This window comes from Flavobacterium psychrophilum, assembly GCA_001708385.1.
In the GTDB taxonomy this organism is placed as follows: domain Bacteria; phylum Bacteroidota; class Bacteroidia; order Flavobacteriales; family Flavobacteriaceae; genus Flavobacterium; species Flavobacterium psychrophilum_A.
Genome location: CP012388.1, coordinates 1,341,428 through 1,355,386 on the forward strand (window position 1 = coordinate 1,341,428; position 13,959 = coordinate 1,355,386).

The window sequence follows — 13,959 nt, forward strand, 5'->3', positions numbered from 1 at the left end:
TAAACCTGAAACCTTAAACAAATTCATTATTTTAGTGGCATCAAAAAACGAACGTATGTTTAGCCTGTTCAGGGAAAATACAAAGATAGCAATTGATTCGATCAGGAGCCAAATGCTACGAACCATTTTAACGGTATTTATTATTGGCATTGGAATTTTTGCCCTTGTGGGAATACTCGCTGCTGTTGCCGTGCTGGAAAGCACCGTAACCAGCAACTTTGCCTCTATGGGTACCAACACATTCTCTATTAGCCGTTACGACAATTCGGCACAGCTACGCCGCAACAGTGCCGATGTTAAGGTAAATCCTATCATCAGCTATCCGCAGGCCACCGCATTCCAGTCCAAATACAACTTCCCGTCGGCTACAACTTCGCTGTCATTTACCGCTGCAAGCAATGCCGAGGTAAAACACGAAGGCAAAAAGACCGATCCCGAAATTACTATTGTGGGTGCCGACCAGTATTTCCTTCCCAATTCGGGACTCGAAGTTACAGAGGGACGAAACTTTAATAATTTCGACATCAGCAATAATAACTATGTGTGTATTGTTGGGTCTGACTTTACAAAAGGGTTACTGAAAGACATGAATCCGCTTGACAAGGTTATCTCGGTTCGCGGTGCGCGTTTTAAGGTTATCGGCGTACTGAAAGAAAAGGGGTCTACCTTTGGCAACAGGCAGGATTTACGACTTATCGTCCCTATTCAGGTAGCGCGTTCGCTGTTTACAGCTCCGAATATTGATTATGAAGTAAAGGTAATGATAGGCAACCACGACATGCTTAACTCCGCCGTAGACGAAGCCATACTTGCCATGCGCCGCGTGCGTAAGCTAAACCCTGTTGAAGACAGTAACTTCGGCATAGAACGCAGTGACGAGCTTTTAAAACAGCTATTATCCGAAACACAAACGCTTAACATAGCCGCCTGGGTTATTGGTATTATCACTGTTTTCGGCTCTACTATAGCCTTAATGAATATCATGCTGGTATCTGTTACCGAGCGTACCCGCGAAATTGGTGTACGTAAATCGCTTGGCGCTAAAAAGAATACTATAGCACTTCAGTTCTTCACCGAAACACTTTTAATAAGCCTTTTAGGTGGAATTGTTGGTATACTGCTTGGTATACTGGTAGTTGCATTGCCGGTATCCATTATTCTAAAAACCAGCTTTGTAATGCCATGGATGGCTGTTTTTGCCGCTTTTACTACTGTATTTATCGTTACCATCGTTTCAGGATTATACCCTGCAGTTAAAGCCGCCGCGCTTGACCCTGTGGAGGCACTGAGATATGAGTAGTTAGTTGATGGTAAAGTTTTATCATTTCCGCTGCTAGGGTGAGGGTCACGCTAGCAGCGGAAATGAAGTAAATGTTTTATTTGAGATTTAAGGCAATGGAGATTTCTCCATTCCGCTGCGCTTCAGTCGAAATGACAGAAACTAATTCATTGCTGTTTGTCATTTCGACCGGAATGAAATGGAGTGGAGAAATCTCAGAGTAAGTATTAAATTAAGTGAATATCGTTTTATGCTAAAAACATTAGGGACACATAATTATTACGTATATATACTTACAAATAAAATTAAGAATGTGTTGTATGTGGGTTTTACCAATAGCCTTCCGGAAAGACTGCAATACCATCAAAACCCGGAAGCTAATTCCAAAGCATTTACCGCAAAATATAAATGTTGTTATCTGGTTTATTTTGAGCACTATCAAGATGCCGAAACTGGTATCGACAGAGAGACACAATTAAAAAAGTGGAGCCGTGCAAAAAAAGACGCCCTAATTTCTAATTTTAATCCAGAATGGCGTTTTTTGAATGATGAAATTTGAGATTTCTCCATTCCGCTGCGCTACAGTCGAAATGACAAATCGCAATGACTTAGATGATCTCTGCATTTAGCTTCGCTGAACCACTACGTTATGTTTCGACCGGAATGAAATGGAGTGGAGACTAGAGGCTTTAGTCGACTGGCAAGGCAAATCTCAATTTTGAAATAAAGTAAAAACCTTACCAGATATGTAGATTTGAGGCAATTGAGATTTCTCCATTCCGCTGCGCTACAGTCGAAATGACAAATCGCAATGCATTCAGCCGCGAGCACGAGCGTGACGCTCGCACCAGCAGAGGGGGAACTGAAACTGAATACTGATCACTGTAGACTCGCACCTACCATCCTATCATTACCGTATATATCCTTTTTAAGGACAACGTTGGTAAATCCAAAATTTTCGAGCATTTGTACCGTTTCGGGTCCGAGGTACTGGTTGATCTCAAAGTACAGTCTTCCGTTTGCCGAAAGGTGAGTTTTTGCGAGCAATGCTATTTTACGGTAGAAAATTAGTGCATCATTATCGTCTACAAACAGTGCCAGATGCGGTTCGTATTGCAGTACGTTTTCTTTAATTTCTTCTTTCTCAAGGTTTCGCACATAGGGCGGATTCGACACAATAACATCATAAGTCTGCGGAAGTGTTTCTGCTGCCAGTATATCCTGAAGGATAAAGTTCACCTTTGCGTCATTGTGTTCTGCATTGCGTTTGGCTGTTGACAGTGCGCCTTCGGAAACATCTATAGCCGATACCGATGCATCTGTGAGGTTCTTTGCCAGTGAAACAGCAATGCATCCGGAGCCTGTGCCAATGTCTAATAGATTAATCTGACCCATATACTGGCTGTCGCCGATGATCCATTCTACAAGCTCTTCGGTTTCAGGACGCGGAATAAGAGTGTTTTCGTTCACATCAAACTCGAGTCCATAAAAGTGGGCTTTACCAAAGATATACTGAATTGGTTTTTGGGTTTCCAGTTGGGTAACAACGGCATTCCACTTTTCGATTTCTTCACCGCTAAGTTCGGCATCAGGATTAATGGCAAGGTCTGACCGCCTCCACCCTTTCAGTTCTTCCAGGGTAATGGCAAAAAAACTCTCAGCCTCCATGCTGTCGTACAGCGGAGTCAGCTTTTCTATAAAGTATGTACGGTATTCTCTTAATTTCATTTTTGAGTTTTCAATTTTTCTGTGATTTAAACTGTATATCGGGGAAATGGAGACTAGAGGCTTTAACAGACTAATAAATCAAATTTCTTATTATGAAAATTTATCGTACGTATAAGTATGAGATTTCTCCATTCCGCTACGCTGCAGTCGAAATGACAGAACTACCAAACATAGAGCAATCCGACAACCGGCAACTATCAACCGACAACCAGTTCCGCTAACATCCACACAGGGCAGGAGTTATGGCCAGTGTCACCCATTGGAGCGTCGAGATATTCAAATCCGCTTTTGCGGTACAGCTTTTGGGCGGCTTCCATATACGGCATAGTTTCGAGGTAGCAGTGGGTGAATCCTTCTGCTTTGGCAAATGCAAGGCAGGTTTCCATCATTCTGGTTCCGGTGCCTGTGCCACGTGCTTCGGGCAAAAAGTACATCTTTTGCAATTCGCTTATGTGTGCCGGGCCATTCTCTAACGGAGCGATACCTGCACCACCTATCAGCACTCCCTCTTTATCTACCACAAAATAAGCCGAGTGTTCTGTCGAATAAGCTTCGAACATACTATCCAGCGAAGCATCAGCGTATGCCGTACCCACTTTTGGAACGTTGTGTTCTATAAGCACACTGCGTATTAAAGCTGCCATATCGGCATTGTCTTTTTGTTCAATTTTTCGGATAATGATGCTCATTATGCAAAGCTAAGGATTTGAAATTGCATTCGGAATAATTTGTAAAAGTAACAAGCGGGCGTCAGGCAACATTTGCTTTATACAGTCTTACTATACGTCAGTCCAATTTTGTAAATTTGGTGTTTCCAATACCTTATAAAGTACAGACATAGCAGTGCTACGTCTCTACAGAAAACACGTACTACCTTGAAAACACCCCACGAAAACTACATGCAGCGCTGTCTTGACCTGGCACAAAACGGACTACGTGATGCTATGCCAAACCCTTCTGTTGGTGCGGTACTGATTTATAATGACCGTATTATCGGCGAAGGCCACACCTCCCCTTTTGGCGGTCCGCATGGCGAGGTAAACTGCATTAATTCGGTTTCCGAAGCCGACAGGCACCTTATTCCGATTGCAACATTATACGTGAGCCTGGAACCGTGTAGCCATTTCGGAAAAACACCGCCCTGCTGTGACCTTATCATTAGGAATGAAATTCAGCACATTGTTGTGGGTACGGTAGACCCGAATGAAAAAGTAGCGGGCAACGGCATACGTAAGCTAAAAGAAGCCGGAAAAGACGTAACCGTTGGCGTACTCGAAACCGAATGCCGTGAATTCAATCGTAGGTTTTTTACCTTTCACGAGAAGCAGCGCCCTTACATTATACTAAAATGGGCAGAAAGTGCCGATGGGTATTTGAGTCCGAAGCACACGCTACCCAAGGGCGTTCTGGATGTTAGTGTGACAGACCGCGCAGCTATTCAGAATTTAGAAGATAAAAAACCCGTATGGATCACCAATACCTATTCGCGCCAGCTTGTGCATAAATGGCGCAGCGAAGAGATGGCAATACTGGCGGGTACGCAAACTGTATTGGATGATAATCCGCAACTGGACGTAAGAACGTGGACAGGGAAAAATCCTGTGCGCGTTATACTGGACCGTACCGGAAGGATACCCGACACCTATTCTGTTAAAAATCAAAAAATAAAGACAATTATTTTGACGGAAATGACCAATTTCGTTAACTTAGATAACCTTGTGTATGAAACAATAACGTTTAACGACGAGCTGCCACAAACCATCGCCCAAGTGCTTTTTAGGCATAACCTGCAATCGGTTATTGTGGAAGGCGGAGGCAAAACGCTGCAAACGTTTATTGATGCCGGACTTTGGGATGAAGCACGCGTGTTTAAGGGCAGTGCTGTTTTTAAAGACGGTACACCTGCACCAAAGCTTTCTGCGGATGCAGTACACAGGCAAACAATTTTGGATGACGAACTAATAACGTACAGGAATTATGGTCAACGCAATTATATTTGATTTAGGTGATGTTTTTTTAAATAAGAATAAGGACGCTAAAGTTGAAGCATTTGCAGAACTTGGCCTTACCGCATGGACGGATGAGCACGAGAAACTGGAGAAAAAATTTGAAACCGGAAAGATAGATTCTGAAGGGTTTTTAAAAGGTATTCAGCAGACGATTCCCAATGCGTCGCTTAAAGAAATTAAAGCGGCATGGAATGCGGGTATCGATGATTTTCCACTATACCGACTGGAGTTCCTTCAGAATCTTTCACACAATTACCGCCTTTTCCTGCTTAGCAATACCGACCCTATCCATATTGAAAAATTTGAACGCGATGTTGAGGCTTCTTTCTATGGCGACTTTTACCAATGTTTTGAGAAAGTGTACTTTTCGCATGAAATCGGCGTTCGTAAGCCCGATGCCAAAGCGTTTAATTTTATTATTAACAAGCACGATATTCAACCGAAGCGTACCCTTGTGGTAGACGATAAAAAGTTCAATACCGATGCCGCCGAAGAACTGGGTTTTCAGGTATGGAATTTAAAAGTAGGCGAAGAAGATGTGGTTGACCTTTTTGATAAAAAAGTAATTAACCTGGATGAGAATTAGATTTTTTTTGTTGTCGGTTTATGGTTGTTGGTGGTAATAGAACGCGGATGACACGGATCCGGGCGAACAGCCGCGGATTCAATACCTGGACAACAAATATTATCTTTTAATTGAGATTTCCAATTGCTGGTGCGAGCGTCACGCTCGTACCTACAATACAGTCAAAACGTAATGCTATAACTTAAGGGCATTATAACTTTAATCGCATCATTATATCGGTTTGTTCGTCATCACCCAGCCTGAAGATGTGTTTATCAAACTCTACGAATCCATTTTTCTTATAGAAACTTATTGCTCTGGGATTTTCTTCCCATACGCCAAGCCACACATAGTGTATACCTTTTTCTTTTGACACTTCTATTGCTTTATCATACAGTAATTGTCCAACTTTATGTCCATGAAATTCTTTCACAACATAAATTCTTTCGATCTCAAGTGCTTTACTGTCTTTTAATTCGGTTTGCGAAGCACCAAAATTTAATTTTAAATACCCGATAATTTCACCATCGGTTTCGGCAAAATAAAACACTGAATTTTCATCACTTAATTCATACAAAAGCTTTTCAGTAGAAAATCCTTCCTCTAAATACTGGCTCATATTCTCTTCTGAATTTACATTTCCAAATGTTTCAGAAAATGTTAGCCTTCCTATGTGTTGCAGTTTTTCAACATCTTGTGCAACTACTTTTCTAATCAAAATATCCCCCATGATACGTACTAGTTTATCCGTTTAAAACGAAACGTAAAATTATGAAGAATTTAAAGCACAGGTACGATCGTTGCCTGAAATTTAAAAAGCTAGAGGATTAATTTATATTCAAAAACCAAAACATAAAATTTCTGTAAAATATTATATCAGCTAATCACTTAAATTAATGTAACTTACACTATTATATTTCTATAGTGGGGGCTATGAAATATATGTACGAATATCGGCAGCAACTTAATAATAGGTTGCTGCTTTTTTTGTGTCGGAAGTTTTAGGCACGAGCCTGAGCCTCGCGCCAGCGGGCAGAACTAATTACAATATTTTTGCAACGCCCACTGCAACAGCAAATAAAACAATTACCGCAAGTGCAATATATAAGTACAGTTTATTTATTTTTTGAACATCTGAATAATCTGTCATTTGTATTGTTTCAGTACTTACTGTAATTCCGGTTCTTTTAATAATATCGTCAATCTGTAGCCTGTCTTTATCCAATAGAAAATATCGCGTATAAGTACTCTTTTCCAAATGATACTGAATACCATTTTCATACAGCTCCGACTCAAATAGCAGTTTATCTTTAAAAAGTACTTCCAGCTTAAAATGGTTTTGATATTTTACGCTTGGGTTATTCATTGGCTCTAATTTTTTCTAATTTGTAAACTTTAGCAGAGAGAGATTATATTAAAAACTTATTTTGAATTATAAATATCGCAATCAATAAAAGCATCTATAGCGCTCACAAAATGTAAAGTTTGTTTAGAAAAACCCAAACCAGGAGTTTCATCCCCAATATAAATAACAATTTCTAAAACATATTCAATTTCGGGATATGCTGTTTTAAATTGAATAAATTCGGATGAGTGCTTTTGAAGTACGCCAACCAGCCTTTCAATTTCGTCATAATAAATCGGGTTTATCATATCGTAAATTCCGTATTCCCAAATCGTACATACAGGTACGTTACCCCGGGAGCGCATAGGGTTGTATTTTGACGGCTCGATCGTTAGATACTTTTTAAAAGTATCTAAATCTAAAGTTTCATCTTCAGTTTTTATAGCAAAGTAAATTTTTCCTGTCGTATCGGTCATATTATAATTAGTTACTTAATAAGGGTAAGGGATTTACTCTTTCAACAACTTATGCAGTTCTGCATACTCCATAAATTCGCCAGTAGAATCATTTGCACCAACGAGCACAAGACCTCCACATCCAAAGCATATTTTTGCAACTCCAACTGTTTTGGACTGTCTCTTAAAAACCAGTATATCACGGTAAATATTTAGACAGGCAGTGAAAGTATAATCATCATATTTTCTCTCCCTGAAAATTTCGTTTAGAGCTGCTAATTTACTTTTGTCTATTTTTTTTGATGTGAAACCTATACGCTTCATATTGGTTTCAAAAGTTGTATCTGTTAATTTAGACGGGGCATAGTCAATCATGATTGTAGAAATAAGAGAATCTTTAACAGGACGGGTGTTATTTTTTCTTAATTTAAAGTCCCTGTCAGCTGCCCTGTAAACTGTTGAATCCAAAATCTTTATATTATAATACATTACTTCATCAAAATCGAAATAGTGCTTACCTATTGCAACCCCTTCCTTGCTTTTTTCTATTTTCTCATTACACCCGGTAAATGCCAGACCCAAAAAAAGTATCGCTATAATCTGCTTCATTTAATTTTATACTTAAAGTAGTACAAGTATAGCGAATTTTCTTATTGAATATAGGCTTGTATATAACGAGCCTGAATTATTTCCTCTCCCCACCCTTCTCCAAAGGAGAGGGAGCAGCTTCACTCATCACCCAACGAGCCTGAAAGATTCGACACACTTAACCCGGGACATCATACTGTTTACTATCGCAGCACCAAGCTTCCGACAACCAACAACCAACAACCATCAACCATCAACCAAAAAACTTTTCTACCTTTGCAGTCCCTATGGAAAACGATACCTATAAAACCCTTGCGTCACCGTCTGAAGAAACGCTTTACAAAGAAAAGAACAGTAAGTTCTTTGGCTACGCGTTTCCGATTACTACCGAAGACGAGGTTAAAGGCATCCTTGACCAATTGCGAAAGCAGCACTATTCGGCTCGCCACTGGTGTTATGCGTTTCAGTTGGGTACCGATAAGATCTATTACCGCGCTAACGACGACGGCGAACCTAACAACTCGGCAGGCATGCCTATTTACGGACAGATACAGAGTTTTGGCGTTACCAATGTGCTTGTGGTATCGGTACGTTATTTTGGAGGTGTAAAACTTGGTGTTGGCGGATTGATCTCTGCCTACAAGACATCGGCGCAAATGGCGCTGGAAGTTTCGGATATTGTAGAGAAGACTATCGATGTACACTACACCCTGAAATTCGGCTACCAGATTATGAACAAGGTAATGCGTGTCATCAAAGAAAAGAATCTGGAGATCGTTTCCCAAAAAATGGAAATGGATTGCGAGATGGTAATTTCTACCCGTAAAAAAAATGCCCCTATGGTATTAGAGGCATTTGAGAATTTATATGAGGTGCGTTTGATTGCCGATTGATGTTTTCGGTTATCGGGAACTTTTATCAACCCAGCAACTGTTAACCAAAAACCGACAATCATCCGGGACGACCAAAAGCAAAAAAATACGACGAAAAACAGCCTAAAGTAAAGGCTTAAGCTTGTCTAAAATGTATTGCGGAGGCGATGTTGGGCGACCAGTTTTCATGTTGACAAACACCAAAATTGAGTTGCCTGTTGTTAATAACTCTCCGGCTTCATTTTTAATTTCATAGTCGAATTCTATCTTAACCGACTCCTGTTTTTTGAGTATCGTACGCACTGTTAACAAATCGTCATATCGGGCCGGTTTTTTATAATTCATTGTTAAGGAAACCACCGGAAGCATAACACCTTCCTCTTCCATACTTTTATAGCTAACCCCCAGATTTCGAAGCCATTCAACACGTCCCATTTCGAAGTACTGAGCGTAATTCCCATGATATACAACCGCCATCTGGTCGGTTTCTGAGTAGCGCACTCTTACTTTAAATTCGTGAAAATTCATATTCTAAAATTGTTAATTTTTTATTAAATCTTTACTTTAATACTTACAATATTTTTTTTGTAAAATCAATACAGCAATAGTTTTTTTTTACAAAAAAATGTTACCATATTTGTTCTCCCAAACAGGAGTAGGATGACTACTCTTTCTTTTGTAAGACAACCATTAATTAAACATCTAATATTCAGTATTCATGATTAAAACTGCGCAATCGGTATGGGACAACTGTCTTGTGTTTATAAAAGACAATATTCAGGATCAGGCCTACAAAACCTGGTTTGAACCGATCAGAGCAGTTGAGCTTACTGACAACGCACTTTATATTCAGGTGCCAAGTAAATTCTTTTACGAATGGCTTGAAGAGCACTATGTAAAACTGCTAAAGGTTGCCCTTACCAAAGAGCTTGGAAACAGCGCAAAGTTACTCTATAAAATTAAGATGGAAAACACTTATGGCAATAAGCAGCCTTTTACAGAGCAGCTGCCAAGTGCCCATCGCGCACCGGTTAAACCGCAGGAGGTAGATGTTCCCCTGCAAAACAAAAACCCGGAACTTAAAAACCCGTTCATCATTCCCGGAATACGTAACCTGAAGATTGAATCTCAGCTTAATGCAAATTATAACTTTGATAATTTTTTCGAAGGTGATTCTAACAGGCTTGCACGTTCTGCAGGTATGGCTGTAGCAAACAAACCGGGCGGAACTTCCTTTAACCCACTATTGATATTTGGAGGCGTAGGTCTTGGTAAAACCCACCTTGCCCATGCAATAGGTATTGAAATTAAAGACAAATACCCCGAAAAAACAGTACTATATATAAGTGCTGAAATTTTTACCCAACAATATATAGACTCGGTAAAACGAAATACCAGAAATGACTTTATTCATTTCTACCAGTTAATAGATGTGCTGATTATTGACGACGTACAGTTCCTATCAGGAAAAACAGGTACGCAGGATGTTTTCTTCCACATCTTTAACCACCTGCACCAAAATGGCAAACAGGTAATCCTTACATCTGATAAGGCTCCTGTAGACATGCAGGATATTGAGCAAAGGCTATTGTCCCGTTTTAAATGGGGTCTTTCTGCCGAGCTTCACCAGCCCGACTACGAAACAAGGATCTCTATCCTTAATAATATACTATACCGTGACGGCGTGGTTATGCCCGATGAAATCGTGGAGTATGTTGCCAAGAATATCAAAAGCAACGTGCGTGAGCTTGAAGGCGCCATTATTTCATTAATTGCACAATCATCATTCAATCACCTTGAGGTAAACCTTGAGCTGGCAAAACAGGTAGTAGAGAAATTCGTTAAGAATGTTAAGCGCGAAATATCAATAGATTACATCCAGAAAGTTGTATCTGATTATTTCCAGCTTGATGTAGACACTTTGCAGTCTAAAACCAGGAAGCGCCACGTGGTGCAGGCCAGGCAGCTAGCTATGTTCTTCGCTAAGAAGTTCACAAAAGCATCGCTGGCAAATATCGGTTCGCAAATTGGCGACCGTGACCACGCTACCGTACTGCATGCCTGCAAAACTGTTGACAACCTTGTAACTACAGACAAGCAATTCCGAAAGTTTGTTGACGATATCAACAAAAAACTATCGATATAATGCCCGTTAAGATATTAATGGTATGCCTGGGTAACATTTGCCGTTCTCCATTGGCAGAAGGTATTTTGCAATCTAAGCTCCCGGCAGATAAATTCACTGTAGATTCGGCAGGCACAGGCAACTGGCACGCCGGTCAGGGTCCCGATCACCGTTCTGTTGCTACAGCAAAGAACCGCGGGCTAGACATCAGCTGCCAAAAGGCACGCCAGATAAAACAATCTGACTTTACCGAATTTGACCATATTTATGTAATGGACAGCTCTAACCTGCACGATGTGCAGCAGCTTGCTCCAAATGCTTCGGCGAAAGCCAAAGTAAAACTAATGATGGATGAAATTTTTCCGGGTAAAAAGATCGATGTTCCAGATCCTTACTTCGGCGGCCCCGAAGGTTTCGATAAAGTATATGATATGCTGGACGAAGCCTGTGATATAGTAGCGAGTAAGCTTTTAAAGGAGCATTCAGTATAATATTAGAAGACATCTCCATTCCGCTACACTTCAGTCGAAATGACAAAACCCATTAATGTATATCTTTTTTAATTAGCTTGACTGAACCACTTCGTTAGGTTTCTACCGGAATGACTAACGGTCACTTTAATTGCAACCTAAATTAAGTAGTGTTATCTTTACCGCCATAATTCCAAACTATAATCACTATGAACCCAATAGGCAAGCTATATTTATTACCCGTACCCCTTGGCGATGATGCCGACCCAAAAGAAGTACTTCCGGACACCATAGCGCGCTCCATTGAATTTATAGACCATTATATTGTGGAGAATGAAAAAACGGCACGCCGTTTTATAAAGGCGATCCTTCCGACGAAAAAGCAACCCGATCTAAAACTATCGGTACTTAATAAGCACACCGTAGCTTCTGACCATCAGTCATTTATTCAGCCATGTATGGAAGGAAAAAATGTTGGCTTGATGAGCGAAGCCGGGTGCCCCGGTGTTGCCGATCCCGGTGCTGCTATCGTAAAAATTGCGCACGAAAAGGGCATTCAGGTGGTGCCATTGGTAGGGCCGTCGTCTATATTACTTGCAATTATGGCGAGTGGCATGAACGGACAAAGCTTTGCTTTTAACGGCTACCTTCCGATAGATAAATCGGACAAGAAAAGTGTTTTGAAGAATTTCGAATCACTATCGCAGAACAAAAGTCAGTCACAATTATTTATTGAAACACCTTATCGTAACAACAGGATGCTTGAGGATATTCTGGCTACACTTCAGCCAAATACTCACTTATGTATTGCCTGCGATATTACCCTGCCTACAGAATACATCAAAACCAAAACCGTTGCACAATGGAAAAAAGAAACGGTAGACCTGCATAACAGGCCATGTATTTTTATTGTGCATAAGTTTTAAAGGAAGTTACTGAGTAGCTGAGTTTCTTAGATGCTTAGGTTTTGGCTTCACTCTATAATAATATAATCATACGCAACCTGCAAGGTTTTTGAAACCCTGCAGGTTTTTGTTTTACACCATCAACACATCCTAATATACCTACAAGGTCTTAAAGACCTTGCAGAATAGCTATAGGCAGCCTCGAAGGTTTTTTTAAACCTATTGCAAATTATTCTTCACGAACACTTCGCAGTATTTTTTAATCTTGTTTCTTACCCGTTCGAATTCCTGCATTACCTCATCATCTGTTCCCTGCGCTTTTGCAGGATCGGGAAAGTTATAATGAAAACGCATCGCCTCTGTTGGAAAGTACGGGCAATTTTCATTCGCATTATCGCATACGGTAATTACAAAATCAAAAGGTACGCCAATGTACTCATCCACATTGTTAGAGGTATGGTGAGAAATATCGATACCTTCCTGGGCCATTACAGCAATCGCCTTCGGATTTACACCGTGAGTTTCAATTCCGGCACTATAAATAGCTGCATTTCCTTTAGCAAAATGCCTTAGATAACCTTCAGCAATCTGGCTTCGGCAGCTGTTGCCTGTACAAAGCACTAATACATTCTTCATCTAGCAGCAGTTACCGCCGGGAGTACAGCTTGCACCCTCTGCGTTATTAATTATTGTAAACGCACTTTTCTGTTCCGGCACCCCGCAGGCATCAGTGGCAAGGCAAGCCGTTTGCTTCGCTATAAGTATAAAGTCTTTCCCATCAAAATCAAGTCCGTACTTGCCAACAGTACCTTGCTGATATTCAACCTCTATCTCGCTGTCTTCCATACCCAGCACCCTTTCAGAAAGCGCGATGATATTCAGAAGTTTTTTGGGTTTCAGGCGGTGTTCGTGATCATCTGCATTCCATAGCTGAAAGTTAGCGGTATTCTCACGCCTTACGTTTCCTCCGCAGTCAATAAAATTTTTAGTAACCACACCTACTTCGGTCACATGAAAATGTTCCGGCACATACGTACCATCCTGTAATTTAAAGTTCACCGCTTCGGCAGTGGCAAGATGATTTTTAATTTCTGATAGTTTCATGATAGTATGTTCTTAACAACAGTTATTACTCTTTTTAGCCATGGATTGCTGAATATGGTCGAAAAACAACCGAATCACGTCAAATCCTTTTTCGTCGATACAGTAGCAAATCGCTGTGCCCTCAATATTCCCTTTTATAAGCCCGGCATTCTTCAACTCCTTTAAATGTTGCGAAACTGTAGCCTGCGCCAAAGGCAGTACATCTACAATGTCGCCGCAAATACAGGCATCTACCTTAAGCAGGTATTCTATTATCGCAATACGGGCAGGATGCCCTAATGCTTTAGCCATAACAGCGAGCCTGTTTTGCTGTTCTGTAAACCCATCTGTTTTTGACGCTCCCATTTCATTTATCGTTATATTGCAATATTACGATAAATAGTTGTCCGATTTCAAAAAATTTGACGTTAATTTGTAACTGAGTTGCTGAGTTACTTAGAAATTGAGGTTCTTAGTCCGTCAGGCTACTGTCACAAACACTTATAACACTTTGTATATTTGCAGCTCAAAACCT

At 40.5% G+C, this 13,959-nt stretch carries 18 protein-coding genes; 8 read left to right on the plus strand and 10 right to left on the minus strand.

Annotation, left to right across the window (positions count from 1 at the left end; all coding sequences use genetic code 11):
* The first annotated feature begins 55 nt into the window (after window positions 1-55).
* On the plus strand, window positions 56-1,300 hold the full coding sequence (locus ALW18_05940) for an ABC transporter permease (protein ID AOE54323.1): 1,245 nt from the start codon (window positions 56-58) through the stop codon (window positions 1,298-1,300).
* Between the two features lie 229 nt (window positions 1,301-1,529).
* On the plus strand, window positions 1,530-1,838 hold the full coding sequence (locus tag ALW18_05945) for an endonuclease (protein AOE54324.1): 309 nt from the start codon (window positions 1,530-1,532) through the stop codon (window positions 1,836-1,838).
* A 320-nt stretch (window positions 1,839-2,158) separates the two neighbouring features.
* Here the strand turns inward: ALW18_05945 and ALW18_05950 are convergent, their stop codons facing one another.
* Both ALW18_05950 and ALW18_05955 read right to left on the minus strand, forming a co-directional pair.
* Entirely contained in the window at window positions 2,159-3,007 is an 849-nt protein-coding gene (locus ALW18_05950; protein ID AOE52100.1) for a protein-(glutamine-N5) methyltransferase, read from the minus strand.
* Between the two features lie 197 nt (window positions 3,008-3,204).
* Entirely contained in the window at window positions 3,205-3,699 is a 495-nt protein-coding gene (locus tag ALW18_05955) for an acetyltransferase (protein ID AOE52101.1), read from the minus strand.
* A gap of 207 nt (window positions 3,700-3,906) precedes the next feature.
* Here ALW18_05955 and ALW18_05960 point away from each other — a divergent pair, with 207 nt between their 5' ends.
* A complete protein-coding gene (locus tag ALW18_05960; GenBank protein AOE52102.1) occupies window positions 3,907-5,007 on the plus strand; it encodes a riboflavin biosynthesis protein RibD in 1,101 nt (366 codons plus the stop codon).
* Window positions 4,985-5,602, plus strand: a complete 618-nt coding sequence (locus tag ALW18_05965) for a haloacid dehalogenase (protein AOE52103.1) — start codon at window positions 4,985-4,987, stop codon at window positions 5,600-5,602. Before ALW18_05960 ends, ALW18_05965 begins: the two co-directional genes overlap by 23 nt.
* A 190-nt stretch (window positions 5,603-5,792) precedes the next feature.
* Here ALW18_05965 and ALW18_05970 read toward each other — a convergent pair whose 3' ends face one another.
* The 4 genes from ALW18_05970 to ALW18_05985 all read right to left on the minus strand — a co-directional run bounded on the left by ALW18_05970 (window position 5,793) and on the right by ALW18_05985 (window position 7,990).
* Window positions 5,793-6,311, minus strand: coding sequence for a GNAT family acetyltransferase (locus ALW18_05970; GenBank protein ID AOE52104.1), 519 nt, complete (start codon window positions 6,309-6,311; stop codon window positions 5,793-5,795).
* A gap of 312 nt (window positions 6,312-6,623) precedes the next feature.
* Window positions 6,624-6,947, minus strand: coding sequence for a hypothetical protein (locus tag ALW18_05975; GenBank protein ID AOE52105.1), 324 nt, complete (start codon window positions 6,945-6,947; stop codon window positions 6,624-6,626).
* Window positions 6,948-7,003: 56 nt separating this feature from the next.
* On the minus strand, window positions 7,004-7,402 hold the full coding sequence (locus ALW18_05980) for a hypothetical protein (GenBank protein AOE52106.1): 399 nt from the start codon (window positions 7,400-7,402) through the stop codon (window positions 7,004-7,006).
* Between the two features lie 33 nt (window positions 7,403-7,435).
* Window positions 7,436-7,990: a hypothetical protein gene (locus tag ALW18_05985; protein AOE52107.1), complete on the minus strand. Its 555-nt coding sequence runs from the start codon at window positions 7,988-7,990 to the stop codon at window positions 7,436-7,438.
* Window positions 7,991-8,256: 266 nt separating this feature from the next.
* Between ALW18_05985 and ALW18_05990 the strand changes: the two genes are divergently transcribed.
* Window positions 8,257-8,862 (plus strand): hypothetical protein, encoded by a 606-nt coding sequence (locus ALW18_05990; protein ID AOE52108.1) that lies wholly within the window; start codon window positions 8,257-8,259, stop codon window positions 8,860-8,862.
* Between the two features lie 102 nt (window positions 8,863-8,964).
* Here ALW18_05990 and ALW18_05995 read toward each other — a convergent pair whose 3' ends face one another.
* Entirely contained in the window at window positions 8,965-9,369 is a 405-nt protein-coding gene (locus ALW18_05995) for a thioesterase (GenBank protein ID AOE52109.1), read from the minus strand.
* Window positions 9,370-9,559: 190 nt separating this feature from the next.
* Here ALW18_05995 and ALW18_06000 point away from each other — a divergent pair, with 190 nt between their 5' ends.
* The 3 genes from ALW18_06000 (at window position 9,560) to ALW18_06010 (ending at window position 12,362) form a co-directional block, all read left to right on the plus strand.
* On the plus strand, window positions 9,560-10,987 hold the full coding sequence (locus ALW18_06000) for a chromosomal replication initiation protein (GenBank protein ID AOE52110.1): 1,428 nt from the start codon (window positions 9,560-9,562) through the stop codon (window positions 10,985-10,987).
* The gene (locus ALW18_06005) at window positions 10,987-11,457 is read left to right on the plus strand and encodes a protein tyrosine phosphatase (GenBank protein AOE52111.1); all 471 of its coding nucleotides are present in this window, start codon (window positions 10,987-10,989) and stop codon (window positions 11,455-11,457) included. The genes ALW18_06000 and ALW18_06005 overlap by 1 nt, the downstream gene beginning before the upstream one ends.
* 188 nt (window positions 11,458-11,645) lie before the next feature.
* A complete protein-coding gene (locus ALW18_06010; GenBank protein AOE52112.1) occupies window positions 11,646-12,362 on the plus strand; it encodes an SAM-dependent methyltransferase in 717 nt (238 codons plus the stop codon).
* A 198-nt stretch (window positions 12,363-12,560) separates the two neighbouring features.
* On the opposite strand, the gene ALW18_06015 is transcribed toward ALW18_06010, so the two are convergent.
* Genes ALW18_06015 through ALW18_06025 form a run of 3 tightly spaced genes read right to left on the minus strand, consistent with a single transcriptional unit; the run spans window position 12,561 to window position 13,790 of the window.
* The gene (locus tag ALW18_06015) at window positions 12,561-12,977 is read right to left on the minus strand and encodes a protein tyrosine phosphatase (protein AOE52113.1); all 417 of its coding nucleotides are present in this window, start codon (window positions 12,975-12,977) and stop codon (window positions 12,561-12,563) included.
* Window positions 12,978-13,445 (minus strand): hypothetical protein, encoded by a 468-nt coding sequence (locus tag ALW18_06020; GenBank protein AOE52114.1) that lies wholly within the window; start codon window positions 13,443-13,445, stop codon window positions 12,978-12,980.
* 12 nt (window positions 13,446-13,457) lie between these two features.
* Entirely contained in the window at window positions 13,458-13,790 is a 333-nt protein-coding gene (locus ALW18_06025) for an ArsR family transcriptional regulator (GenBank protein ID AOE52115.1), read from the minus strand.
* Window positions 13,791-13,959 lie beyond the last annotated feature (169 nt).